We start from the raw sequence: 24,507 nt of genomic DNA on the forward strand, positions 1-24,507 counted from the left end.
GCGGCTCTGTCAGCCAAGCTCCAGCTTATGCCCGTCCTCGAAGCCCTTGGCGAAACCTGCGTCGAACCCCACGTTGTATGCTTCGGTGTAGCCCTGCTGATAGGCGTCTCCCGGCGGCAGTTCCGGCGGGACGCCCAGATCCGGGGGGAGCGGAATCACCTGAGGCTCTAGAGGGGGCTCGATAGCCGGGATGACCTGTACCGGCCTAACCACTCGGGATTTGCGGAGCAGCCGTCTGCGTAGTCTTCTTTTTCTGCGCAGCTGCAGGGATTTCTTCCCCGGCTTGCCAAGCAGCCCCTTGCGCGATTTGCGGCCGGGACCTTTGCGTATCCGTGTCTTCCGCGACAGCAGCGGTCTGCGTCTGCGTCCCTTGCCCGTGGAACCAAGCTTGCCCTGTCTCTTTCTCTTCATCTTCTACGCCTCCTGTACTTCATCTACTCCTGGCGGTCCCCTCTGAGCAGTCCTTGCTCAGCCAGGGGGCTGCAGGCACTCCTTCTTTGGGCTCATGCAGTGAAATACCGGATATCATCCGGCACATTGAACTCTGGTACCCGCTAAGAATCCTGATATTGTCGCTCAGCTTGCGGGCTGTCAGCTCCGATTGCCCCGTCACTTCAGCAATACTCTCGAGGATGGCTGCGAGCGCTGCCTGGCTGCGGGCGATCGAGCGGATCATCTCCAGCTTGACGGCATGTTCGGAGAGCAGCCCGCCGCTCATTTGCTGTCGTCCCCGAAGCTGAAGCCCTCGCCATCCCCGCCGAAATCGCCGCCCTCGTCTTCTCCGCTGCCCAGCACCGCCTTCAGGTTGCTGTACAGCCCGTTCTCCAGCTTCGTCAGCCCCTCTACCATCTCTACGATTACCTCATGAATAGAGATGGATTCCTTCAGCTGGTCTTCGTGGGAGTCGAATGCTCTAGCGTGGATGTGATGATGGGTCCACTGCTTCACTTTTTCCGCTTCCACCGCTTTGGCCTCGAGAATCATCGCGATGTTCCACTGGATGACAGCGGTCGACTCCAGCATTTGCAGATATGCCTTTTCTCTGCTCATCCTCCGCCTCCTTGCTCAGGTTACACGTTATCCTTACTCTTCTTCCTGACCGTTTAATTCCTTGATGACCCTGCCCACTCCCTCCGCCATCGCCTCTTCGAGATCGGCAAGTGCATTGAGGTAAGCAATGATGTTTTTGTTGACTTGGCCTGAGCTTTCCACCAGCCCACTGAATCCGCCGAAATCAGGGTCCGCATCCGGCAGATCGTGAACTATTTGCGACATACGGACGGCTACGTGGCGTTCGGCGTCAAGAATCCGTGCCATTTGTTCGTGCGTATGGGCCATGTGCTGCAGGACTTTTGTAATTTTACTCTGCACCTTCATGTCTCCTTTGCTCAAACGCCCTGCTACAGCATATGCGGCATCCGCCTTGACGGTGCCGGAGAAGCGCCGCAAGTTGGGCTGGAACATGTCGTAAGATGACCATTAATTTCAACGTTCAAATCCCCGTGTCCGCTTCCGCTTCAAGGTATGGGGAAGGCTGCCAGCTGGAGCATATTGACAAGAAACGTAACAGCAGACTATGCTTGGCTGAAAATACATCCAAATGATGTATGTCCGCTTATGTACCGATTAGAACTGGAGGTAATCTATGAAACTAACAGGCGAACACCTGGACCTATCCCCCTTGGGCGCTTCAGAGCTGGCGTTAGCCTTAGCTGATTATGCCGGGCTGGAGCAGGCGCTGGGCTTGAACGTGACGGCAACCGCAACCCTGCTTGACGATGAAGAGATGCGCTATGCGATGCGGGTCAGGCACGCCAAGGTGCTTCAGGATGAAGAGAACTACTGCTGGCTGACCATGTGGGCCATCATCCACCGTGAACAACAGCAGCTCATCGGCTTCCTGATTCTCAAAGGCCGCCCGAACGAACACGGGGAAGTCATCGTTGGTTATGTCCTGGACGAGAGATACCGGGGGCAAGGCTATGCCACAGAAGCGCTGCGGCAGATCACAGCCTGGATCTTCAGCCATCCCGGCGCATACTGGATCATTGCAGATACCGAAAAGGATAACTTCGCCTCCCACCGCGTCCTGCAACATTTGGGTGCGGAACTGTACCGCGAGACCGAGGATTTGTTCTGGTGGAGAATCGCCCGGCCAGCTAATGGCTGATGGCGATGAACTGAAGGCGTTGAGCTGAGGGCGTTGAGTTGAAGGTTGCTAGCTGGGGCGATATGCTGCGAACGATATGCTGGTGGCTGCATGCTGGGGAGATAAGTTGAAGACGTTAAGCTGAAGCTGCTAGCTTGGGCGATGAGCTGGCTGCTGTACTGCCCATCGGGGCAGCTCGAACGACTTTGGACCCTTGCGCCCGCTTGCGGCTGAATTCAGGGGCATTTGTGCCCCTCATTTCCGCCCAACCCCGACTTTCGCCGCATTCAAGTGTATTTGTACACTTCATTTCAGCCGTCAGCCCATCCCCGGCAAATTCTAAGGGATTTATCCCCTTCATTCCAGCCGCCAGCCCACTTCCGGCGAATTCAGAGGGATTTATCCCTTTCATTCCAGCCTCCAGCCCACTTCCAGCGAATTCAGAGGGATTTATCCCTCTCATTTCAGCCTCCAGCCCACTTCCAGCGAATTCAGAGGGATTTATCCCTCTCATTTCAGCCTCCAGCCCACTTTTGGCGAATTCTAAGGGATTTATCCCTTTAGTTACCTTTGACCACTCAAGTTTCCTACCCTCCTCAGTCTCTTCCTATGTAGACCAACTAATTACTCTTCCTCCCTCCCCCTTCTCTCTCTACCTCGCCTTCCCCACCTCTCCGCCGCCCTACATTAATCGCCCCCACCAAGCGGGGACGGCTTTGCCGCCTTGTAAATGACGGTACCGGTTCGGCGAAAAATAGAAAGATAATGTATAGTGTGAAACATATAAATTCTTCTATTTCAAAAAAACGCCGCCCCTCAGGGCAGCGTATCTCTCAGCTTATCTCCGGCTTCGCGCAGAGACTGGAAGGTTCCCGCGTCACTCCACCAGCCTTGCAGCACATCATAGCTCAGCTTGCGCTCTACGGCATACAGGTTGTTCACATCGGTAATCTCCAGCTCGCCCCTTCTGGAAGGCGAAATCCGGCGGATGATATCGAATACAGCTTCATCGTACATATATATGCCTGTAACACAGAATTTCGTCTTCGGCTGCTCCGGCTTCTCTTCAATGTAAGCAATCAGGGAGGCATCGGCGCTGTCAAACACCGGAACCCCGTATCTGCGCGCATCCTCGACAGGCTTCAGAAGCACCTTCGCGGTCCCCGCCGGCTGCTGCAGATAACTCTTCACATAAGGCTCCAGACTATCCATGAACAAATTATCCCCCAGCAGCACGACAAACCGTTCCCCCGGCAGGATGAATCCTTCCGCCAGCTCCAGCGCTTCCGCGATGCCGCCTGCCGCCTCCTGGATTTTGTAAGTCAGGGAGACGCCGAATTCCGCGCCGCTGCCCAAAAAGTCAGTGTACTGTCCTGCGGACTGTTTGCTGATGACCAGGAGAATATCGGTGATCCCCCCCTGGCGCAGCCGCTCAATCCCGTAGCACACCATAGGGTATTTGCCGACCGGAAGCAAATGTTTGTTCATCAGCCGGGTGAGCGGGTATAGCCTTGTTCCTGTTCCGCCTGCCAGTATGACTCCTTTCACTTACGTTCCTCCTCTTTCTCTACGTCTTTTGCCTTCGGCCAGGGGCCTCAGATGAACTGCGACGGGTCCACTTGCCATTTCTCCATAAAAATCCTGCGGTTGCGCTCCACCAGCTCCTGCAATGAGGCGGAATAGACCTCCTTGAAGCTGGCGCTGCCTTCATGATGAACCAGGCAATCTCCGGCAATCAGCAGCCGGTATCCCTGCAGCCGGGCGCGGTAGCAGTAATCGTCATCCTCATAATGGCCCGGCGAGAAGCGTTCATCGAGCAGGCCGATCGCGTCCATAAGCTGTCTTTTGAATAAAAAGCACAGACCTACAAGCCTTCGGGTCTCCTGCCACTTCGCGGCATCCGGGATATTGGTCCGGAGCGCCTCAGCATGGAAGCCTGCAATATCGGCATAGCCGGTCTGTACCTGCTGCCGTCCGCTGGCATAATTCGTCACCGGTCCGACAATTCCTATATCAGGGGCACTGTACAAGGCGCTCTTCAGATTATCCAGCCAGCCATGCGACACAATGACGTCATTGTTCAGCAGCAGCAGCTCCTCCCCCGCAGCCAGCTGCAGCCCGATATTGCAGGCCAGCGGAAAACCGCGGTTCTCCGGGAGGGAGATGAACTTCAGCTTGCTGGCGCGGCAGTAGGCTTCGGTACCATCATCCGAGGCATTGTCCACTACAATAATCTCAAAGGCAGACCGGGTATGCGCTCTGATCGATTCGACGCAGGAGCGCAGCAGCCCGAGCCTGTTATACGTAGGAATAATAATGCTCGTCATTGTCATAGCGCGTTCCTCCAGGCGGCAATCTGCCGGCGGTGCTCCAGCAGGTTCTCGGCCGAGAGCTGTCCGCTGCTCTGCTGGTGGGCAATCACGCAGACCAGAGCTTCCGCATGATCACCGGCAATCAGCTGCTCCATGGCATTGCCGGCTCCCGTGTTGCCCTGACGCAGCCGGTTCTGCTTAATTACATTCACCCCTCCGGCCTTCTCCACCCGCAGGCGGCCCATTATGGAGAGCGCCAGCGCCCGGGGCGGCACCATCAGCTCGCGGTAGCCGATTCTCTCCAGCGCCCGGCGGGATAAGGCATGCGGAACGGCTGTCATGGAGCTTGCTCCAAGATCCGGGCGGCCAAGAACCTGATTCAGGTAAAGCTTGCAGCGGGTAACCGCATCACTTAACCCGAATGGAGGGAGCAGCGGATCAAGGTCGTTGAGCGCCACATCCACCCCCCGGTCCACCGCAGCCACAAAGGAAGACAGCTGCCCGGCGGAGATTACCATATCACCATCCAGAAACAACAGGATATCTCCCCGGCTGAGCTTGGCGCCCAGCGAACGTCCCACATCATGTCCGGCAGACTCCGGAATGTACACTATGCTCGCCTGAGCGCATAACCGGGTCCGCTGAAAACTGCGGTCGCTGCAGCCGTTCAGCACCACAATAATCTCCTGCGGCTTCAGGCGTTCCACCTGCTCCAGCAGCTTCGGCAATGTCTGCTCCTCATTCCGGGCCGAGATAATCACTGACAGTGAGCCCTTTGGTGCCGGCAGCGGCAGGACCCGCCGCCCGGAAGCGGGCTTCCGCTTGGAGCGGGAGCGGCCCAGCCCAGCCCCCGCAGACTTGCTGCGGCGCTGCGCAGACCGCTGCTTAGCTGCGCCTTTCCGCACTGCTGTGCCGCGTCCGGAGCTGCGCCCTTTAGAGCCGCTGCTTCCGGTTGCAGTCCGCCCCGCCGAAGACCGGCCGCTGACGGATACTTCCTGCCGTTCCATCATCTCACCATCTCCCTTCGCCGGGTGCCGTCCCCGAAGCCCGCCCGGCCGCCCTTGCGTTCCAGCACCAGGGCTACAGCATCCAGGTGGTCTCTGAGGATAGCCTCCTGCAAAGGATCGCTGCCGCTATGCTTCCGGCGGACCGCGTTCATCCTGCCTACAGGCACGTTATGCACCGCCGTCACAACCAGACCCTCCAGCACCGCCTGCGCATGGGCGAGCGGCGGTCTCGACAGCAGGCCGCTGCCCAGGACCTCCAGCGCCCTCCGGCTAATCGCATGAGGAACGGCAGTCAAGGAGCAGCCCTTCAGCTCAGACCTTCCAAGCAGAAGATTCAGCACATGCTTGGATAACACCACCGGATGCGGAACTCTGCTGCGGACCGGACCGGAATAATCATTCAGGGCCAGATCCGCTCCACCGCTGACCGCGGTCACGAAGGGACGCAGCTGCGAGGCGGGGATTACCAGATCCCCATCCGTGAACAGCAGAATCGTTCCCTTCGCCGCCGCAGCACCCACGCTTCGCCCGACATCATGCCCGAGCGGCTGTTCATATACCATTACGTTCGCTCCGCAGGAGCGCGCAATCTCTGCGGTCTGATCCGCAGAACCGTTAACAATCACAATAACCTCACAGCGGGGATGAACGCCTCTGGCTCCGGCGATTACCGCAGCAATCGTCGCCGCCTCATTCATAGCCGGAATAATGACCGACACCTCAGGCTGCGGATGATTCACCGCAGGCGGCGGTATAGCAGGCCGCACCGGCCGTGCCTCCGGCCGCCGTGCTGTCCGGGTTGCCCGCCGCCCCGTGCGGCGGGCAGATGTTCCTTTTCTTTTCATGCTCATCCACCTTCCTTCACAGGGCTGCTCCCGGGCTGAGGGTTACACCATAGTCTATGTATCCCGCCACCCCCGGTAACGGCAAGTGTCTCCCCGAGCGCAGATAATTGGACAAATGCCGCTATGCGCCTCCACCCGGTAATAAGCCGATAAGGGAGCGTATGCACGAGCTGGAATACATCCGTCCACCAGCAAATCGAATATATCAGTCGCTTCAGAGTTGGTCGGAACAGATCCGCACAGAGCAGCTACAATGCCCCCCAGGTTTCCCTGCTTGTCCCATCCATCAGCAGATTCCGCCACCTGCCTCGGAGGAAGGGCAAGCTAAACCAGTACAGCATCAGAGTTAATATTATGAATATGATCATTATCGGACCTTAACGAGCCAGCGCCTCATTCCCACAGCAGTCACTTGGATGCTGTAAGCGCCGGAACGATAGCAACTGCATTTTGTACAATAGAAGGCGGCAAAAACGGCTTCGAAATAGAATCTACTGTATTCCGTACAATTGAATGTTGAACAAAGGCCATTTTCCATCCAAAACACAACATTCCACTGTATGAAGTACAATAGAATCTAATTTTGCAGTCGGATATGCGTTTTCTATTGCAGGAAATACAATCAAACTGCTTCATAAACCGATGATTGGCGCAGTTATGCGCCTTTTTCCAACTCCACCTGTCCTTCCTCTCACAACTACTGCTCCACAGACAAATAGAGATAGCAGCCGTTTCAGCGAGAAATAGAAGGATAATGTATAGCGTAAAACTTATAAATTCTTATATTACAAGGAAAGACGCAGCCAACGGCTGCGCCTCATACACTTCCAACCTGTCTACGATCTGAGCTTTTGTTACATCAATGAGGATTCGTGTTCCCAATACCCGATTAAAGTCTGAATCAATCAAAAGCACGATGCTCCACAGCAGGTTTGAGAAGCGGAGTGCCGAGCGCAATCCACGACAGCACGCCATAGAAATGCTGAGTCTCGCGCAGCCGTACGACCTCAATGGTTGCTCCTCCGCCCGTTCTGTTCTTCAGCGAAGCATGGAAGTACGGCTGGTTAGCCATGGCAACCAGCACATAGCCGGTATGACCGAAGCTCTCGTCAAAAGAAACCGTCACCTCTACACTCTCCGCCTCACCATTGAACATAAACGCCGTCATCCCGAACTGCTGCAAAACATCGCGGTTCCCGACACTCTGCACCGGATGGAAGGACAGATGCTCCGCATTGACTGATCCGGGAGCCAGATGCTCCCCGTTCACTGCACCCTGAGCAATATGATGGCTCTGGATGCTGTCTTCTTCCAGATGCCGGGACTGGACGGCAAAGGGAGCGATTTTCGAAGCCTTAACCGCCTCATCCTGCAGTTCAGTACTGCCTACCGCTCCTTCAGCCAGATGCCCGGTACCGATGCTGTGAAGAGCAAGCTTCTCTCCGTTTACACTATGGTCCGGGAGCAGCTCCGAGGTCAGCGTGCCCTCAGCCAGATGCTCACGCTGGATGCTGCCCTCACGGAGATGGCTGCTATCTACTGATCCGGGAGCCAGATGATCCCCGTTCACTGCACCCTGAGCAATATGATGGCTCTGGATGCTGTCTTCTTCCAGATGCCGGGACTGGACGGCAAAGGGAGCGATTTTCGAAGCCTTAACCGCTTCATCCTGCAGTTCAGTGCTGCCTACCGCTCCTCCAGCCAGATGGCCGGTGCCGACACTGTGAATCGCAAGCTTCGCTCCGTTCACACTATGGTCCGGGAGCAGCTCCGCGGTCAGCGCATCCCCGGCCAGATGCTCCAGGCCGATGCTGCCGGGACGGATATGGCGCCCGTCAACGATTCCGGGAGACAGATGGCCTCCGTAGATGCTGCCCGGAGCGAGATGATTAGGCCCCACTGCTCCTGGTGCCAGCTTGCTGCCGTCTATGCTGCCTTCTCCCAGCAGCTCAGAGGTCAGCGTCCCCTCGGCCAGATGCTCACGCTGGATGCTGCCCGCGCGGAGATGGCTGCTATCCACTGAATCAGGGGCCAGATGATCCCCGCTCACCGCATTCTGAACAATGTGGTAGCTCTGCACGCTGTCTTCTTCCAAATGCCGGGACTGGATGGCAAAGGAAGAGATTTTGGCGCCATCCACCGCTTCATCTTGAAGCTCTGAGCTTCCCACTGCGCCTTCCGCCAGTTGCCTGGTTCCAATGCTGTGAGGAGCAACCTTCCCCCCTGTAATACTGCCGTCCTGCAAAAGCTCGGCGGTCCGGGCATCCTGAGCCAGATGCTCCAGGCTGATGCTGCCGGGACGGATATGACAGCTATCCACCGCTTCAGGCGCGAGGTGACCTCCATAAATGCTGCCGGAAGCCAGATGGATAGAGCCCACAGAACCCGCTGCCAGTTTGCTTCCTCTAATACTGCCATCCGGCAGGAGCTCCGCACTTCTCGTTTCCTCTGCCAGATGCGCCAGCCGGATAATCCCTGAGCTTAAATGACGCTCTTGAATTACTCCACCTGCAAGATGTTCTGCGTCAACGCTCTGCGGCTGGAGATGCTGCGAACCCACTGCGCCTTCGGCCAGCTTGCTTCCACCTATACTGCCATCCGGCAGCAGCTCTGCACTTCTCGTTTCCTCTGCCAGATGCGCCAGCCGGATAATTCCCGACCCCAAATGATGCTCCTGGATCACTCTACCTGCAAGATGCTCTCCGTTCACGCTCTGCGGCTGGAGATGCTGCGAATGCACTGCGCCTTCGGCCAGCTTGCTTCCGCCTATGCTCCCGTCCGGCAGCAGCTCCGCACTTCTCGTTTCCTCTGCCAGATGCGCCAGCCGGATAATTCCTGAGCCCAAATGACGTTCTTGAATCACTCCGCCCGCAAGATGCTCTGTTTCCACGCTCTGCGGCTGAAGATGCTGCGAATCCACTGCGCCTTCGGCCAGCTTGCTTCCACCTATACTGCCGTCCGGCAGCAGGTCTGCACTTCTCGTCTCCTCTGCCAGATGCGCCAGCCGGATAATTCCTGAGCCCAAATGACGTTCTTGAATCACTCCGCCCGCAAGATGCTCTGTTTTCACGCTCTGCGGCTGGAGATGCTGCGAATCCACTGCGCCTTCGGCCAGCTTGCTTCCACCTATGCTGCCATCCGGCAGCAGGTCCGTGCCCCGCGTATCGGGAGCCAGATGACTGAGCTGAATGCTGCCGGCGCGGATATGCCGGCTGCTTACTGCATCCGCAGCCAGATGGCCGCCATACACACTGCCCGCAGCCAGATGGAAGGCCCCTACCACTCCTGCCCCCAGCTTGCTGCCTGCGATGCTGCCATCCGGGAGAAGATCCGCACTGCGCGTCTCCTTGGCCAGATGGGCCAGCGTAATCTCCCCGGCACCAATATGCCGGGCTTCCACCGCTGCCTGGGCCAAATGAACACCCTGAACACTCGCTTCAGCCAAATGAACCGATTCTACAGCACCCGCTGCCAGCTTCTCCGCGCCAATGCTGCTGTCGGGCAGAAGCTCCGCACTGCGGACCTCCTCTGCCAGATGCGCCAGACGAATACCGCCATCTGCGAGATGCCGCCCTTCCACTGAGGCCTCAGCCAGCTGGATTCCGCCCACACTGCCGGGAGTGAGATGGCGGGAAGCCACCGCTTCCTCGGCCAGCTTCGTGCCGCTGATACTGCCATCCTGAATCTGGATGGAGGAGACAGAGCTTGGAATAAGATGCCCGTTGCCAACCGACATCGGCCGGATATGTGCACCGCCTACGCTGCCCGCTGCCAGATGTCTGCCTTGCACAGAGGCATCCTTAAGCGAATCCGGGCCGACTGCGCCTTCCGACAGATGCTCGCTCTGCACTGCTGAGGCTGCCAGCTTCTCCGCACTCACACTGCCGTCAGCCAGCTTAATGGAAGTGACAGCCAGATCACCGAGCTTATCCGTTGAGACACTCTCCGGCGATAGCTTCAGTGAAGTGACGGCATAGTCAGCCAAATGATGCGGCTGCACAATCGCCGCAGTCAGATGGGCCTCCTTGACGGCACCGGAGGACAGCTTATCTGCCGTTACTGAACCGGATTGCAGCGCGGATGAAGTCACACTGCTGTCTCCCAGATGCCGGCGTTCGATAGCGCCGGATGCCAGATGACCAGCATCAACAGCCTCTTCCTGCAGCACCCGTCCGCTGATGCTGCCGTCCGCCAGATGCTTCTCCTCCACGGCGCAGACCGCAATATGCTCTCCGCTGACCGCTTCTTTTGCAAGAATCGTACCTCCGACCGCGCCCATGGCCAGCTTGGCGGTAATGATGCTGCCGTCCGCCAGCTTGGCTGCGGTAATACTCTGGGGGCTAATATGTTCTCCTGTAACGGATTCATACCCCAGTTGTTCTTCCGTAACTGCCCCTTTGGCCAGATGGCCGGTCAGGACGGAATGCTCCTGCAGCTGGGCAGAGCCTACAGATTCTGCGGCCAGATGAGAATTATCCACGGCTTCGCGCTGCAGATGAGCCGAAGTGACCGCCTGCGTGGCAATCTGCGCACTGCGCACTGCAGATTTCGCAATATGGCGCGTCATTACGGCTTCATCGGCCAGCTTATGGGCGAGAATGCTCTGATCCGCGATTTTGGAAGAGGTGACCGCCTGCTCAATCAGCTGTGTAGTTCCTACCGCGCCGTCCGCCAGCTTCACAAAAGAAATGCTGCGGTCTGCCAGATGACGGCTGCCAACCTCACCTTCGGCGATATGGTCCGCATGGATGCTATCCGGGTTAATATGCTGGCTGCGGACAGCCTTCGCCGCGATCTGCCGGGACCCGGCAGCCCCATCTGCAAGATGCCCGCTCTCAATAATACCGGGCTGAAGCTGCTCCTTGCCGATCAGGCGCGCCGCCAGCTGTTCCCGTCCAATGGCACCCGGTGCCAGATGCTTCGCGGTAATGACGCCTTCCCCCACATGCCGGCTCTCGATCACCGCATCGCCCAGCTTGACACCGCTGATCTCGCCATCGGCAATTTTATCAGCGGACACCGCTTCGTCAGCCAGCTTAGAGCGGTCAATACTGCCGTTGCTGAGATGGCGGCTGTCAATGCTGCTGCTGAGAATCTTCTCACCGGTCACCGCCCCATCGTCCAGCAGCTCAGCCGTGATAATGAACTCACTAAGATGCCTGCTGCTGATCGCACCATCGGCAATATGTCCGCCACTGATCATCCGGTCTGCCAGCTTCTCGGGACCAATGCTGCCATCCTTCAGCTTCTCGCCGCCGATAGAGTGATCCAGCAGCTTGCCCCCGCTGATACTGCTCTCCGCCAGATGCTCACCGGTAACGGACTCCGGCGCTATCTTCGAGGAGGTAACCGCCCGGTCCGCAAGGTTGATGCTCTGCACCGCATAGTCCTGCAGCCAGGGTGTGCCAATGATGCCATGCTTTAGCCTGGACCCGTCAATGGTGCGTGGAGCAATCTTGGCACCGGTGACGGCGCCATCAGACAGATCATCGGTGTATACGGGCTGCAGGCGTTCTTTTTCCAGGGGAGCCGTTACCTCAGCTTCAAGCAGGACAGCACGATCCTCCTGCACGCGTACCACTTCCGTCACCGTTCCTTGATTCCCCTCCAGTGCAGGTACAGTCTGCCGAGGCGTCGCGGTCAATTCCAGCATCTCCACCCCGCTCACCTGCAGGGTAATATCTTCTGCCTCTGCCGATTCCACCGCTGCCGATTGTTGGGTTTTCTGTGTTTTGGGACTGCTGTCCAGCATGCTAAGTTCAGTCGTATCGGGATTATCCACGTAATAGAGCGGTCTTTTGGTACTGCGCTGCTGTTTTCGTTTGGGACCCTTCACAAGCAGTCTCCTCCTTCCATCTAATGTATCTTCTAGGCATCATATGCAGCAGCATAGGCGGATGACACCCTTCTCCTTACCAGTCATCCAATCTTCTCCTTTCAAAAAAGGGCATCTGCCGCCGCGCATCCGTCCAACCCTTACGGGCACGTACATACATACAATGACAGGAGACATAAAAACAGCCGGGAAGTACTTCAAGATAACAGGAGGAACGAACATGGGGCAAAAGCTTGTTGGGATACTGCTAAATGCCGCTATGCACGGGGGCGTTCCCCGGTTAAAAACCGGACAGGAATCTCTGGCCAACTACGAAGAGGCCGCCGCCGCATACGGATTAACCCCTTGCTTTGTGAAGCTGTCCGACATCGACGCGGCGTCCGGCTTCAGCAGTGTCTATATGAAGAAAGGTCCGCAAGGATACCGCAAACAAATCATTCCTACGCCGGAGGTCATCCACAACCGGGCAATCTATGATCCTGGCAGCACTGGCGTCGAGCGCCTGCTGCGGCAGGGAATTCAGGTCTATAACAGCTGCAACCGCTACGGCAAGGATCAGATTCACGGCCTGCTGGAGCGCAGCCGCGAACTGCAAGCATATCTGCCGGTCACTGCAAGCGGACTCTCCGGCCTGAGGGAGATGATGAGCCGCTACCCGGATTTGATCCTCAAGCCTTGCCGGGGCAGCGTGGGTAACGGTGTGATGCGGCTCACCCGCAGCGGTGAAGGGCGCTGGCTCTGGAGCTACTCTCTCTCCGGCTCAAGACGCAAGATTAGCAGAGCCGTTAATCCAGACGCCCTTCCCCGGGTCCTCCGCGCCCGGCTCTCTTCTGTGCCCTATCTGGTCCAGGAACGGATTCCGCTGGCCGAGATTAACGGACGCCCTTTTGACCTGCGTGTCACGGTACAGCGGGGCTGGGGCGGAGCGTGGCAGGTCACCGGCCTGTTCGCCAAGCTGGCTGCGCCCGGCGGTTTTGTATCGAACATTGCCAGAGGGGGCGAAGCCCTCAAGTCCTCTTTTGCCCTGGAGCAGGTATTCCCCGGAGATGAGGCAGCCAGAATCCGTATGTCCGTCCTCTCCCTCAGTCTCGCCATCGCCCGTGAACTGGAGAAGAGTCTGCCGGGGCTGGCCGATATCGGTCTGGACATCGGTGTCACGAAGCACGGACATCTGTATTTCATTGAATGCAACGGACGCGACCAGCGTTACGGCTTCCAAAAGGCTGGACTGCGCGGCGTATGGAAAGACAGCTACCGCCAGCCTATGGGCTATGCCAGATATCTGTACGAAGAAGCATTAAGAATGAACTCTTATTGATTTGTCTCCTATTCTATGTCAATATAATGCAGAGCGGGTGGAGTCCCTTGGCACGGGATTTTTACTGCTGCATGATGGAAGGGAGATGGGCATGGTTAAACAATTGCTGCGGCTGATGACCGAGCTATCCTCGCACAGATGGCTTTCCAGGTTGATGGGGGCTTTATCCCACAGCAGACTCAGCCGCCTTATGATTCCGGTATTTATTCGTTCCTATCAGATTCCTGCCGCCGAGGCGGAGAAGGCTGCCGGAGAATACCGTACACTGAATGAATTCTTCAGCCGCCGCCTGAAGCCGGGAATGCGCCCGGTGGCCAGCGGTGAGCATGCCGTAGCCAGTCCTGTAGACGCTATGATTACGGCAATGGGCGAAATCAACTGCGGCACAATAATGAATGTGAAGGGGCAGGATTATACGCTGGAGGATTTGCTTAATCACTCGCCACACCTCGAACTGTACAAGAAAGGCTATTATTTTGTCCTCTACTTAAGCCCTACCGATTATCACCGGATTCACTCCCCGTTAACCGGACAGCTGAGGGAGAGCGATTATATCCGCGGACGGGCTTATCCCGTGAATGATTTCGGCATGCGCCATATGAAGAGTGTCCTGAGCCGTAACGAACGGCTGATTACCTATATAGCCGGCAGCTATGGCGAGACCGCCGTGGTTAAGGTAGGCGCAATGAATGTGAGCAGTATCCGCTACACCGATGAGGCGGCCAAAGAATGGCAGCGCGGCGACGACCTGGCTTATTTCGAATTCGGTTCCACGGTAGTCCTGCTGCTGGAGAGCGGCACCTTCACCCCGCGCCCGGGGCTTACCCCGGACACGAAGGTGAAGATGGGCGAGCTGCTGGGAGAGATGCGGCGGCCGGTGTAACATTAGGCGCTTCCGGCCTGCGTAACAAGATTAATCTGCAGAATAACCCCCGCCCAAGGACACGAAGCCGCGTACCTTGGGCGGGGGTTATTTGCACTGTAATGAGGCTTCCGGGCGGGCTTAGACCCTGCGTTCGCCGGAGCTTTTTAACGGATAAAGGTGTACCTTACGCGCTCTGATTTCCGGAAGTAAGCTGTCCATATCGCACAGGTGAATAATGCTCTAATCAGATCACGCATACTGCTTCCATCCTGCAGCTCATTGGCAACAGGAATATTCATCACAAGCACATAATCAATGATCCCGATCAGCAGGTTGACGGAATACAGCAGGATCATCATGCGCGGCAGAAGTGCCTTTTTTTGATAAAACAAAATCAAAGTAAATATAGTAAGCAATAGCAGCACTCCGTTCGCAGCGGCTTCAAATATAATGGCCGGCGCCCAGAGCGGATGATACATCTTCCCTTGCGGGGATGCCAGAAGATCCCAATACTCCCGGCTGAAGCTTGGAATATTGTAGTTCACCAGCTGATACGATACTTGAATTAATGTTGCGAATAATCCGATCTGCACCAGCACCAGCCAGCCTCCGAGACCTGACGGGCGTAACGGTGGATATACATGTGGTTCTTTTTCAACCTCTGCTTCCAACTTTATTCCCCCTCTAATGCGGTGAAGAAGATATGAGGGCCGCTTTAACGAGTACATTTCATTCTTCCGGAAGCTTCGATTTTATTTGAGTGTAGTCAACTTCATGCCATAGGTAGCCTAGCAGGATGGGTGGAATATATGCAGGTCTACCCCATTCGTATTTCAAATCCACCATAAGTTCTCCCAGCCATAATTCCCCCTTTTCATCATATAGCATTCTCCATTTTCCACTGGCAACCGCTTTTCCCTGCTCCATAAGAATACGAGCCTCTTCATAAGAAAACTCTGTCCCTTTGCTATGCTCAATGGCTTGTAGTGCGGCTTCATATTTACGTTGTTGTACTTGCTCCATTTCTTCTGTGAACTCTGAATCATATACAACTGAGAAGTCCAAGCCTGGCAATTGATGTTCTTCAATAAGCTCTTTAAATAATTCTGTTACATATACTTTAGAGGTTGCTTGCTCTTTAATTTTGAATAAATAGGTCTGTTCAGGGATTTTAGTATAATCAAACACCAATTTATCAAAACCCATAAAATACTTTTCTTGTAGCCATTTTGCCTTTGACTTCTGCCAATCCACACAATCTAAAATATTGATTACATTAATCATAAAGATATCAAGCTCATCGTGAATGAGGGGTAGGAACTCAACCTCGGTGGATATATAAGGCATAAGTATATTCATCGCTTTATACGATACTATTGGTTTTTCATCTATGAGATATGGGAACTCATTAAATTTTCTTTTTTTATAAGTTTGAATTTTGACAGGCTCCCATTTCCCTAATAGCTTTTGACCTTGAAAGTCTTCACGAATAGTATGCAATGATAGTTCATTATAATTTTCTAAAAACAATGTTGTGGTAGTGGAATGCTTAACCTTCAGATCATAAACCTTCATTTTATGCACCTCATTATTTCAATTTTTCATCCGATTATTTGAAATAACAGATCATTTATACCTATGTATGCTTCATTTGGGTAAAACCAACCTCATGCCATGCGCAGCCAAAGAAGATTGGTGGAATATATACAGGTCTACCCCATTCGTGTTTCAAATCCGGCATAAGTTCTCCCAGCCATAATTCCCCCTTTTCATCATATAGCATTCTCCATTTTCCACTGGCAACCGCTTTTCCCTGCTCCATAAGAATACGAGCCTCTTCATAAGAAAACTCCGTCCCTTTGCTATGCTCAATGGCATCAAGGGCTGCTTGATAATTCTGTTTCTGTTCTTCTTCTTTTTCTGCAGTAAAAGCTGAATCGTAAACCTCTGAGAAATCCAAGCCCTTAAGGCCGTGGAGCTCCACTAGGTCTTTAAATGCTTCAGTTACAAACTCACAAACCTTAGCCGTTTCTTTAATTTTAAAAATATAGGTATTGTCCGGTATTTGGGAAAAATCAAAAACAAGTTTGTTAAATCCAGCAAAAGTGCCTAAACTTGTTAATTTGATTACAGATCTGTTGTAATCCACGCAATCAAGAATATTAGTTACATTAATCATTGAGAGCTCTAAAGATGGGTGAATCAATGGTAGAAATTCAACTTCTTTTTCAAGATAAGGTCCCAATATCCCCTTCGCCTTTCCTGATATTACTCGTTGACCACTTAAGTAACTAGGAAAGTCACTCTTCTTCTTCTTTTTTTTATTTGTAAACATGAGGGGTGGGGTCCAGAATAGTAGTTTGGATTCACCAGTGAAGTTAGTTTCAATTGGGTGCTCTGAATCAGTGGATTTATCAAGTGTTAAATCTAGATAGTTATCTGCACATCTTATTCTATATACTTTCATTTCGTCCTCCTATTTCAAAGCTATTTACTATATTGTATAAAATCCCCATAGCTGCTGGCTATTACATTTCCACTCTCCCTTAACACTCACACAAAACGCCAAGAAGCCCTGCAGCAAATTCTGCAGGGCTTATATCATATATAGCTAAACTACTCCGTAACCTTACTCTGGTTCGCCACCTCACGCGCCTTCTGCTGCACCTCTTCGGGTTCGCCGAGGTAGAAGCGGCTGAGCGGCTTCACATCGTCGTCGAGCTTGTAGACCAGCGGAACGCCGGTCGGGATATTGAGATCCAGCAGCGCGGTCTCGTCGATATCCTCCATGTACTTAATCAGGGCCCGCAGCGTATTGCCGTGCGCCGAGATCAGCACCCGCTCCTTCTTGCGGATCAGCGGGACAATCCGGTTGGCCCAGAAGTCGCCGACCCGGTGTACGGTATCCTCCAGGCTCTCCCCATGCGGAATGTCGCCCGGCCGCACTTCCTTGTAGCGGACATCGTGTCTCGCATACCGTGGATCATCCGACTCCAGCTGCGGAGGCCGGACCGAGAGGCTGCGCCGCCAGATATGGAGCTGTTCCTCACCGTATTTCAGGGCAGTCTCGCTCTTACTGAGGCCCTGCAGCGCCCCGTAATGGCGCTCATTCAGCTTCCATGACTTCTGCACCGGAATCCACAGCAGGTCCATCTCATCCAGAATATAGTTCAGCGTCTTGATCGAACGCTTCAGCACCGAAGCGAATGCAAGATCGAAGGTGTATCCGTTCTCCTTCAGCAGCCGGCCCGCTTTCTTGGCCTCCTCCACACCCTTCTCCGTCAGATCGGGATCACTCCAGCCCGTAAACAGATTCTGCCGGTTGTATTCACTCTCACCATGCCGTATCAGAACGATTTCGTACATAAGTATTCTCCTTCTCCCGTGTATGATTGGCTTCTCTTGCTTCTATTCTGTCACAGAGCAGTGTCCGCTTCAACTTCAGGCCTATCTTGCGGACTGGGGGGCCGCTATTTCAGCTATTCTGCCAGATCACGCAGGGCAAGCGGACTCAGATGTTCTTAAGTTTGCCTATTCCCCTCTATTTCAGCCCCAATCAGTCAGATAACGGCCCAAGAGTCCGCAACGGGAGGAATAAGTACCATTTTCGCAAAATAAGGCCCTTACGGTCCGCATGGCACACACAGCACACATAGCACGCATAGCACACATAGCACACATAGCACACATAGCACACATGGCACATCAAGCACACAAAGCATACACAGCACATCTAGCACCCGAGGTACCTATACTACACTCAGCACGATACTCCCCGCCGCTTCAGCGGATCTCCGAAGGGCTTTTCCCGGTATGCTGCTTGAATTGGCGGCTGAAAAAGAAGATGTCCCGGTAGCCAAGCGCATCCGCCACCTCCGTGACATTCATACCTGCGTACAGCAGCAGATGCTGGGCACGTTCGATCCGTGCGCGGATCACATAGGACTGGACCGAGGAGCCGGTGATCTCCTTGAACTTGATTGAGAAGTAACGCGGGGACAACCCCGCCCGGGCGGCCAGGTCTTCTACCCGGTGCGCTGCCCCGGGATGCTGGCTGACATAGTTGGCGACCTCGTGGATCACCTCCGCCAGCTGGTTGCTGACATGGCGCTCGACCGGCCTCGCCTGATCCTGCCGCAGCAGATGAATCATGAGCTGCTTCAGAATCAGACGGCCCTCCTCCTCCGCCGCATAGGTCTGCACCAGGAACAGCCGGACATAACGGGCGAGCAGATGCTCGAACTCCACCGTCTCGGTCAGCTCATGGTAAGGGGCCGGCAGCTCCGTGATCTCCTCCGTCACATCGAAGTGAATATATGTAATGACAAGCGGTTTCTGCGGATTATGTGTGGCACTGGTATAATCCCCCGGCCGGAACAGGAAGCAGCTTCCCTTCCCCACCTGATAGGGCACGCCGTTACGCACAACCGTACCCTCTCCACTCCAGACATAGAACAAGTCATAGTTTTGCAGCGGCTTCTCTCTTTTCTGCCATTTCCAGCCCGGTTCACAGACAATCTTCGCCAGGGCCGGGAGGATGACAAAAGAGGATGGCGATGCATGAAGCATATCGTTCCCTCCTATAGATGTAGCGTTAGCTTACTTTTCATAATACCTTGTCCGGTTCCTGTTTGTACATCTTCTGCATGCCGCAACGGAGCAGACCGCCGCCGGATTCCAAAACTATTTATCAAATCACCGCATTACTCAGTGACGGCGGCAATCCACGGTGTTATAATGTTAGGCAATGTTAACGTATATATCCCAGAAGAATACCGGAAGGATGAAACTGATGAATCCACTGGCTGGACAATTGAATGACAGCATCAAGGCAGGCAATGAACATGTATACGATATGCTCTCGAGTCTCGGTAAAGCGATCTATTTTCCCAAAGAGGGGATTCTGAGCCAATCCGCAGAGGCAACGGCTCATGCTAAAAAGTATAACGCCACCATCGGGATTGCTACCGAGAACGGGTTGCCGATGCACCTTGGCGTAATCCAGGATAAGCTCTCCGCCTACAGTCCCAAAGACCTGTACGGCTATGCGCCTCCAGCAGGCAAGCCGGAGCTTCGCTCCGTCTGGCGGGAGAAGATGCTGCGTGAGAATCCGTCGCTTGAAGGCAAGTCTTTCAGTAATCCAATCGTCACGAATGCGCTGACCCACGGGCTTAGCATCGTTGCCGATCTGTTCGCAGAGCAAGGGGATGCCGTCATTTATCCGGACAAAAACTGGGAGAACTACGAGCTGACCTTCGGCATCCGCCGGCTGACCGAAACCGTGAATTACCCGCTCTTCACGGAGGACATGAGCTTCAACAGCGAAGGGCTGCTGGATGCCCTGCTGGCCCAGAAGGACCGCGGCAAAGCCATCGTCCTGCTTAACTTCCCGAATAATCCAACCGGATATACGCCCGGCCTTGCAGAAGGCGAGGCTATTGTTGCCGCTATCCTGCGTGCCGCCGAAGCAGGCGTTAATGTGGTAGTGGTCAGCGATGATGCTTATTTCGGACTCTTTTTCGAGGATTCGCTTAAGGAATCACTGTTCGGCAAGCTGGCGAATCTGCATCCGCGCGTGCTGGCGGTCAAGATTGACGGAGCCACCAAGGAAGAATTCGTCTGGGGCTTCCGCGTCGGCTTCATCACCTACGCTTCGGAGGACAAGGAGCTGCTGGCTGCGCTGGAACAAAAAACGCTCGGCATTATCCGGGCTACCATCTCCAGCGGCGCGCATCCATCGCAGACCTTCGTGCTCGACGCGCTGAAGGCACCGGAATTCGCTGCACAGAAGGAAGAGAAGTTCCAGATCATGAAAGGCCGGGCCAACAAAGTGAAGGCGCTGCTGGACAGCGGTAAATACGGCGATGATGTGTGGACCTATTATCCGTTCAACTCCGGGTACTTCATGTGCCTGAAGCTCTTCACCGTCTCTGCGGAAGATCTGCGGCTTCACCTGATTCACACCTACGGCCTGGGCACCATCGCCCTTGGCGAGAGCGACCTGCGCATTGCCTTCTCCTGTATCGAGGAGGATCAGCTGGAGGATCTGTTCGATCTCGTCTATGCAGGCATCCGTGATTTGGAGAAGGCCTGATCATCCGCCTTAGCATAACTGTGTCAGCCCCTGAAGGCGGGGGCTGATTTTTTTTGCCCGGTGCTATGGCATTGGCCTATACACGTTCTTCCCTCCGCACATACAATACGATGTACTCAAGTACAACACACTCACACGCGAAAGGGGAATGAACAATGAGCGAAGAAGTTAGAGGCGGATACGGATACGGCGGCGGGTTCACAAGCACTGGAGCCATTCTGGTTCTCTTTATCCTGCTGGTTATCATCAGCCGTTCACTCTTTGTCTAACAGGGAGTGAGTCCCCTGGAGGGAGCTGCGCGCTCTCTCCGATCCACGTGTTATAGCATTCCCTGCACCACCTGAGATGAAGAGGGAATTCCCTATTATACATTCTTTTCTTCTGAAAATGGCCTCAGACTCCGCATCCGCGAGAGCCTGAGGCCATTTGTTATAAGCACACCCGGCTTGCGGGTGACGCCTTGTCTGCTGCTGCAATCCGTTCTACAGGTCGTCTTCATCCGCACGCGCTTCCTTGCGGGTGGAGCTTACCTTGAACAGATACGCCAGCAGGAATCCGCAGGCGAAGGTAGACAGTACTTCCAGCGGCCGCTGCCCGGCCTGAAGCAGGAGCGGCAATCCGGTCAGCAGCGCCAGGACCAGATGGGCCCGGAAGACAAACTGGATCGTTCCCTTGCTCTTGCTGCCCTCCGGCAGCGGGTAGACGGTCAGCCAGAACGATTCGCTGTGCAGCTTGCGCAGCGCCGTCAGCTGAATGCCCATCAGAAAGAGGAAGAATATATAGATGCCGATGCCGAGATAGCTATCCTTCATCATCCACACCAGGAACATATCCAGCACCGCCATCCGCAGGACGATGCCGAAGACGTCACCACGGGCAAAGCTTTTGGTCAGGAGGAACCGGTAGGCGGAATCCCGCTGCCAGCTGAGCCCGCTGCCCCAACGCGTCAGATAACGGCGGGCATAGACCCGCTGCTCGCGTCCCGGAACATCGACGAACCAGCCGAGGACCATCAGCGCCCGGGTTCCCTGGTTCTTCTCCATAGTGATCAGGCGTTCCCACGGAACAGCATGCCGTCCGGGAACAGCCAGTGCGGCCACATAGGCTGCGGCCAGAATCAGGATGAAGATCAGGGCGCGCAGGGACGGCTGCCATAGCCATGCCCCAACCATTAGACCGCCGACCGCCCAGCGCAGCAGGTTATAGCCTGCCGCAGCGGGGCGGGAGAGCATCGCCGTCTCCCGCCATAACCCGTAGCTGGATAACAGCTTGACCAGAATGAGTACCAGCAGGGTAGCCAGCAGTCCCCGGGGTGACTCCTCGGTGCGTATGTACAGCGGCCATAATGTAATGAGGATAAAGGCCAGGCGCAGAATCTTCCATACATTGCCGCTGACCCAGGACGGGGCGAAATACTCCCTCATCCGGTGGCCCTGCGGCAGCAGGAAGATCGTATCCGGAGTCTGCAGATACGTCCGGAAGCTGCTGTGCACCGCCGCAGGCACCAACAGGACGAACATAATCCAGCGGATCGGTATGCCGGGCGGAATATCGCGCAGCAGCGCTGTGTACCAGGCGGAGAACATAATCAACACCAGCAGGAACACCATGGCTACCCCGCTCTGAATGATATATCCGGCATAAGGGATCAGGCTGCCTGTGAACCGGCTGCGCCGCTGCCGGCGCAGCTCCTTCAAATCCATATCATTTCCCTCCTTGAACCAGCTCATAGAACAGCTGCTCCAAATTCAAGCCCTGCCGCCCTGCCTTCGCGGTCATCTCGGCGAGGGTCCCTTCGGCAATCACCTTACCGCCGTGCAGCACGATGAACCGGTCACAATAGTTCTCAATCGTGGAGAGAATATGCGAGCTGAGCAGAATCGAAGCTCCGGACTTCTTCAGGTCCAGCATGAAATCGAGCAGCGAGCGGATACCCAGCGGGTCGAGGCCAAGGAACGGCTCGTCGATGACATACAGGGCCGGACGCGCTACGAACGCGCACATGATCATCACCTTCTGCTTCATGCCCTTGGACAGATGGGAGGACAAGGTATCCATCTTGTCCTCCATATTGAAGAGTGCTGCCAGCTGGCTGGTGCGTGATTCATAATCACTGCGTTCCACACCATACGCTCTGGCTGTGAATTCCACATGCTCACGAACCGTCATTTCCTCATAGAGGAGAGGGGATTCCGGCACGAAGGACAGCGCACTGTGGTAGCTCTCCGGATCGCTGCTGCGCGTCTTCCCCTGTACCGTGATCTCACCCTTATGCGGGGACATCAGCCCCAGGATATGCTTCATTGTGGTGCTCTTGCCCGCACCATTCAGTCCGATTAACCCAACCATCTCACCGGGCTGCACCTGCAGGCCGATGTCATGCAGCACCGGCTTGTTCAGGCTGTAGCCTCCGCTGAGGCCCGTAATTTCCAATACGGGAGCTGTATTCATTGACCGTCACCTCTCGGGGTTTTGTTCTTAAGCCATTTCGGGGCTCCCTTATTCTTGCGGTTCTTGTCCCGCTCCGCCTGGCTGCGGGCCTTGCCCCCGGGCCCCGCCGCACTGCGCGTGCCGGCGCTCACTCCCGGCCGGTGCTGCTCGCGCCGCACCGTAAGGCCACTGCCGCCAGCCGCTGTGCCCGGCTGCCCTGCCGGCGCGTCGCCGCCCGTCCCTCCGGCTGCTGTTCCAGCCGCCGAGGTCCGCACCTGCGGCTTGCCGGTGCGCGCTGCAATGCCGCCGCGCGGTTCAGCCCCTTCGCGGCGCTCCTTCGCGCCGCCGCTGCGCAGCTCGGCGCGTCCGCCTTCCGCCAGCGCCTTGCCGAAGGCCATCTCCCGCTCGTCCAGCTGGATATCCAGCTCGCGGGCGAATTTGCGCATGATGAACGTCTGCTGCTCCGTAACGATCGTTACGGATAAGCCGCGTTTACCCATGCGCCCGGTCCGTCCGGCACGGTGGACATAGTGCTCGGAGTCAAAGGCCGGATCGAAGCTGACGACAAGCGTCAGATTCTCAATGTCCAGGCCCCGCGCCGCTACGTCACTGGCGACCAGGACCTTAAGCTTGCCGTCCCGGAAGCGGGTCAGCACGTTTGCGCGCGTCACCTTGTCGGCGTCGCCGTACAGTGCTGCGGCTGGGAGCCCCAGGTGGTTTAGCTTCGCTGTCACCTCAGCGATGTCGTCCGTAGCGTTCACGAACACAATGGCCCGGTCCGGCTTATAGTGGCGGATGACCCGGCGCAGCATATCGATCTTGTTCCGCTCCTCGCACACCACATAGTGATGTTCCAGGCTCTGGGCAGTCATCATGCCGGGGTCGATGCCGACCTCCGCCGGATTCTTCATCTCCCGGTTCGCCAACAGACGGGTCTCCGGTCCAATCGTAGCCGACAGCATGACCAGCTGCCGCGTACGCAGCGCACTGCTGACGATCTTCGTCACTTCGCCCGCACCGCTAAGCTGGAACATCTGATCTGCCTCATCAAGAATAATTGTGCTCACCTCATGCATCTTGAGCTTGCGCAGCCCGATCAGCTCACGTATGCGTCCCGGGGTGCCTACCACCAGCTGCGGATGCTCCCGCAGCTTGTCAATCTGGCGCTTGATCGCCGCCCCGCCGATCAGCCCTATAGCCCGGATGCCACGGTGTGCCCCGTAGCGCTCCGCTTCACGCAGGATCTGCATCGCCAGCTCCTGCGTTGGGGCCAGCACCAGCTTTTGCACCGATTTCGAGTCCGGGTTAATCCCTTGCAGCAGCGGCAGCAGATAAGCCAGTGTCTTGCCTGTTCCTGTCTGGGATGCGGCCAGAACATCTCTTCCTTCCAGCAGAAGCGGAATCGTCTGCTCCTGTACAGGGGATGGTTCGGTGATGCCGAATTCAGACAATCGGGCAGCAAGGTCTTCCTGGATGCCGATAGCCGCAAAAGAAGCTTTATTCATAATAGGGTTTCATCCTTTTCACTTAAGATAATATGTTCATTATATGCCAAAAAGGCCTCTCCACCAAATGGAAGGCCATAAAATCTAAGTTGGGGCCGTATTTAAACGGTCATACCATCCTGTATACCAAAGGGGGACAAGTCGTT

The 24,507-nt window shown here is 55.6% G+C and carries 22 protein-coding genes; 5 read left to right on the forward strand and 17 right to left on the reverse strand.

All coding sequences use genetic code 11. The features are described 5' to 3' along the window. Positions 1-9: 9 nt before the first annotated feature. From NSS83_RS13025 to NSS83_RS13040, 4 genes are read right to left on the reverse strand one after another with little or no spacing between them, the layout of a single operon-like run. A complete protein-coding gene (locus NSS83_RS13025) occupies positions 10-411 on the reverse strand; it encodes a hypothetical protein (protein ID WP_341150401.1) in 402 nt (133 codons plus the stop codon). A gap of 19 nt (positions 412-430) precedes the next feature. Next, positions 431-718 (reverse strand): hypothetical protein, encoded by a 288-nt coding sequence (locus NSS83_RS13030; RefSeq protein WP_341184134.1) that lies wholly within the window; start codon positions 716-718, stop codon positions 431-433. Continuing rightward, entirely contained in the window at positions 715-1,050 is a 336-nt protein-coding gene (locus tag NSS83_RS13035) for a restriction endonuclease subunit S (protein ID WP_341184133.1), read from the reverse strand. The genes NSS83_RS13030 and NSS83_RS13035 overlap by 4 nt, the downstream gene beginning before the upstream one ends. 33 nt (positions 1,051-1,083) lie before the next feature. Next, on the reverse strand, positions 1,084-1,371 hold the full coding sequence (locus tag NSS83_RS13040) for a nucleoside-diphosphate sugar epimerase (RefSeq protein WP_036701568.1): 288 nt from the start codon (positions 1,369-1,371) through the stop codon (positions 1,084-1,086). A gap of 274 nt (positions 1,372-1,645) precedes the next feature. Here NSS83_RS13040 and NSS83_RS13045 point away from each other — a divergent pair, with 274 nt between their 5' ends. Then, entirely contained in the window at positions 1,646-2,170 is a 525-nt protein-coding gene (locus NSS83_RS13045; RefSeq protein ID WP_341184131.1) for a GNAT family N-acetyltransferase, read from the forward strand. A 795-nt stretch (positions 2,171-2,965) separates the two neighbouring features. Here NSS83_RS13045 and NSS83_RS13050 read toward each other — a convergent pair. The 5 genes from NSS83_RS13050 to NSS83_RS13070 all read right to left on the reverse strand — a co-directional run bounded on the left by NSS83_RS13050 (position 2,966) and on the right by NSS83_RS13070 (position 12,149). Further along, the gene (locus NSS83_RS13050; RefSeq protein ID WP_339220012.1) at positions 2,966-3,697 is read right to left on the reverse strand and encodes a sugar phosphate nucleotidyltransferase; all 732 of its coding nucleotides are present in this window, start codon (positions 3,695-3,697) and stop codon (positions 2,966-2,968) included. 47 nt (positions 3,698-3,744) lie between these two features. Continuing rightward, positions 3,745-4,482, reverse strand: coding sequence for a glycosyltransferase family 2 protein (locus NSS83_RS13055; RefSeq protein WP_341184130.1), 738 nt, complete (start codon positions 4,480-4,482; stop codon positions 3,745-3,747). Next, positions 4,479-5,471 (reverse strand): glycosyltransferase family A protein, encoded by a 993-nt coding sequence (locus tag NSS83_RS13060; RefSeq protein WP_341184129.1) that lies wholly within the window; start codon positions 5,469-5,471, stop codon positions 4,479-4,481. Before NSS83_RS13060 ends, NSS83_RS13055 begins: the two co-directional genes overlap by 4 nt. Then, entirely contained in the window at positions 5,468-6,313 is an 846-nt protein-coding gene (locus NSS83_RS13065; protein ID WP_341184128.1) for a glycosyltransferase, read from the reverse strand. Before NSS83_RS13065 ends, NSS83_RS13060 begins: the two co-directional genes overlap by 4 nt. Positions 6,314-7,214: 901 nt before the next feature. Continuing rightward, complete coding sequence (locus tag NSS83_RS13070) at positions 7,215-12,149, reverse strand: WIAG-tail domain (protein WP_341348386.1); 4,935 nt, start codon at positions 12,147-12,149, stop codon at positions 7,215-7,217. A 220-nt stretch (positions 12,150-12,369) separates the two neighbouring features. On the opposite strand from NSS83_RS13070, the gene NSS83_RS13075 reads away from it, so the two are divergent. Next, positions 12,370-13,467, forward strand: a complete 1,098-nt coding sequence (locus tag NSS83_RS13075) for a YheC/YheD family protein (RefSeq protein WP_341184126.1) — start codon at positions 12,370-12,372, stop codon at positions 13,465-13,467. Between the two features lie 91 nt (positions 13,468-13,558). Beyond that, positions 13,559-14,350, forward strand: coding sequence for an archaetidylserine decarboxylase (gene asd / locus NSS83_RS13080; RefSeq protein WP_341184125.1), 792 nt, complete (start codon positions 13,559-13,561; stop codon positions 14,348-14,350). A gap of 146 nt (positions 14,351-14,496) precedes the next feature. Here asd and NSS83_RS13085 read toward each other — a convergent pair whose 3' ends face one another. The 5 genes from NSS83_RS13085 to NSS83_RS13105 all read right to left on the reverse strand — a co-directional run bounded on the left by NSS83_RS13085 (position 14,497) and on the right by NSS83_RS13105 (position 18,901). After that, positions 14,497-15,003, reverse strand: coding sequence for a DUF2569 domain-containing protein (locus tag NSS83_RS13085; RefSeq protein ID WP_341184124.1), 507 nt, complete (start codon positions 15,001-15,003; stop codon positions 14,497-14,499). A gap of 58 nt (positions 15,004-15,061) precedes the next feature. Further along, entirely contained in the window at positions 15,062-15,907 is an 846-nt protein-coding gene (locus NSS83_RS13090; protein ID WP_341184123.1) for a DUF1629 domain-containing protein, read from the reverse strand. A gap of 61 nt (positions 15,908-15,968) precedes the next feature. After that, positions 15,969-16,799, reverse strand: coding sequence for a DUF1629 domain-containing protein (locus NSS83_RS13095; RefSeq protein ID WP_341184122.1), 831 nt, complete (start codon positions 16,797-16,799; stop codon positions 15,969-15,971). Positions 16,800-16,948: 149 nt separating this feature from the next. Continuing rightward, entirely contained in the window at positions 16,949-17,698 is a 750-nt protein-coding gene (gene gpmA, locus NSS83_RS13100) for a 2,3-diphosphoglycerate-dependent phosphoglycerate mutase (protein WP_341184121.1), read from the reverse strand. A 417-nt stretch (positions 17,699-18,115) separates the two neighbouring features. Beyond that, positions 18,116-18,901 (reverse strand): AraC family transcriptional regulator, encoded by a 786-nt coding sequence (locus NSS83_RS13105; RefSeq protein ID WP_341184120.1) that lies wholly within the window; start codon positions 18,899-18,901, stop codon positions 18,116-18,118. A 223-nt stretch (positions 18,902-19,124) separates the two neighbouring features. Between NSS83_RS13105 and NSS83_RS13110 the strand changes: the two genes are divergently transcribed. Together NSS83_RS13110 and NSS83_RS13115 are read left to right on the forward strand one after the other, a co-directional pair. After that, positions 19,125-20,426, forward strand: a complete 1,302-nt coding sequence (locus NSS83_RS13110) for an aminotransferase class I/II-fold pyridoxal phosphate-dependent enzyme (RefSeq protein ID WP_341184119.1) — start codon at positions 19,125-19,127, stop codon at positions 20,424-20,426. 155 nt (positions 20,427-20,581) lie between these two features. After that, complete coding sequence (locus NSS83_RS13115) at positions 20,582-20,695, forward strand: YjcZ family sporulation protein (protein WP_209875980.1); 114 nt, start codon at positions 20,582-20,584, stop codon at positions 20,693-20,695. Positions 20,696-20,908: 213 nt separating this feature from the next. On the opposite strand, the gene NSS83_RS13120 is transcribed toward NSS83_RS13115, so the two are convergent. From NSS83_RS13120 to NSS83_RS13130, 3 genes are read right to left on the reverse strand one after another with little or no spacing between them, the layout of a single operon-like run. Next, the gene (locus NSS83_RS13120; protein WP_341184118.1) at positions 20,909-22,129 is read right to left on the reverse strand and encodes an ABC transporter permease; all 1,221 of its coding nucleotides are present in this window, start codon (positions 22,127-22,129) and stop codon (positions 20,909-20,911) included. 1 nt (position 22,130) lies between these two features. Continuing rightward, the gene (locus NSS83_RS13125; RefSeq protein ID WP_036701580.1) at positions 22,131-22,877 is read right to left on the reverse strand and encodes an ABC transporter ATP-binding protein; all 747 of its coding nucleotides are present in this window, start codon (positions 22,875-22,877) and stop codon (positions 22,131-22,133) included. After that, a complete protein-coding gene (locus tag NSS83_RS13130; protein ID WP_341184117.1) occupies positions 22,874-24,361 on the reverse strand; it encodes a DEAD/DEAH box helicase in 1,488 nt (495 codons plus the stop codon). The genes NSS83_RS13125 and NSS83_RS13130 overlap by 4 nt, the downstream gene beginning before the upstream one ends. Positions 24,362-24,507 lie beyond the last annotated feature (146 nt).

It is taken from the genome of Paenibacillus sp. FSL H3-0469 (assembly GCF_038051945.1).
Classification (GTDB): domain Bacteria; phylum Bacillota; class Bacilli; order Paenibacillales; family Paenibacillaceae; genus Paenibacillus_AQ.

What these genes read in the sequence shown, in the direction of transcription:
- NSS83_RS13025 (WP_341150401.1), bottom strand. Translation starts at nt 411, where the DNA reads ATGAAGAGAAAGAGACAGGGCAAGCTTGGTTCCACGGGCAAGGGACGC.
- NSS83_RS13030 (WP_341184134.1), bottom strand. Translation starts at nt 718, where the DNA reads ATGAGCGGCGGGCTGCTCTCCGAACATGCCGTCAAGCTGGAGATGATC.
- NSS83_RS13035 (WP_341184133.1), bottom strand. Translation starts at nt 1,050, where the DNA reads ATGAGCAGAGAAAAGGCATATCTGCAAATGCTGGAGTCGACCGCTGTC.
- NSS83_RS13045 (WP_341184131.1), top strand. Translation starts at nt 1,646, where the DNA reads ATGAAACTAACAGGCGAACACCTGGACCTATCCCCCTTGGGCGCTTCA.
- NSS83_RS13055 (WP_341184130.1), bottom strand. Translation starts at nt 4,482, where the DNA reads ATGACAATGACGAGCATTATTATTCCTACGTATAACAGGCTCGGGCTG.
- NSS83_RS13060 (WP_341184129.1), bottom strand. Translation starts at nt 5,471, where the DNA reads ATGATGGAACGGCAGGAAGTATCCGTCAGCGGCCGGTCTTCGGCGGGG.
- NSS83_RS13065 (WP_341184128.1), bottom strand. Translation starts at nt 6,313, where the DNA reads ATGAAAAGAAAAGGAACATCTGCCCGCCGCACGGGGCGGCGGGCAACC.
- NSS83_RS13075 (WP_341184126.1), top strand. Translation starts at nt 12,370, where the DNA reads ATGGGGCAAAAGCTTGTTGGGATACTGCTAAATGCCGCTATGCACGGG.
- asd (WP_341184125.1), top strand. Translation starts at nt 13,559, where the DNA reads ATGGTTAAACAATTGCTGCGGCTGATGACCGAGCTATCCTCGCACAGA.
- NSS83_RS13090 (WP_341184123.1), bottom strand. Translation starts at nt 15,907, where the DNA reads ATGAAGGTTTATGATCTGAAGGTTAAGCATTCCACTACCACAACATTG.
- NSS83_RS13095 (WP_341184122.1), bottom strand. Translation starts at nt 16,799, where the DNA reads ATGAAAGTATATAGAATAAGATGTGCAGATAACTATCTAGATTTAACA.
- gpmA (WP_341184121.1), bottom strand. Translation starts at nt 17,698, where the DNA reads ATGTACGAAATCGTTCTGATACGGCATGGTGAGAGTGAATACAACCGG.
- NSS83_RS13105 (WP_341184120.1), bottom strand. Translation starts at nt 18,901, where the DNA reads ATGCTTCATGCATCGCCATCCTCTTTTGTCATCCTCCCGGCCCTGGCG.
- NSS83_RS13110 (WP_341184119.1), top strand. Translation starts at nt 19,125, where the DNA reads ATGAATCCACTGGCTGGACAATTGAATGACAGCATCAAGGCAGGCAAT.
- NSS83_RS13115 (WP_209875980.1), top strand. Translation starts at nt 20,582, where the DNA reads ATGAGCGAAGAAGTTAGAGGCGGATACGGATACGGCGGCGGGTTCACA.
- NSS83_RS13120 (WP_341184118.1), bottom strand. Translation starts at nt 22,129, where the DNA reads ATGGATTTGAAGGAGCTGCGCCGGCAGCGGCGCAGCCGGTTCACAGGC.
- NSS83_RS13125 (WP_036701580.1), bottom strand. Translation starts at nt 22,877, where the DNA reads ATGAATACAGCTCCCGTATTGGAAATTACGGGCCTCAGCGGAGGCTAC.
- NSS83_RS13130 (WP_341184117.1), bottom strand. Translation starts at nt 24,361, where the DNA reads ATGAATAAAGCTTCTTTTGCGGCTATCGGCATCCAGGAAGACCTTGCT.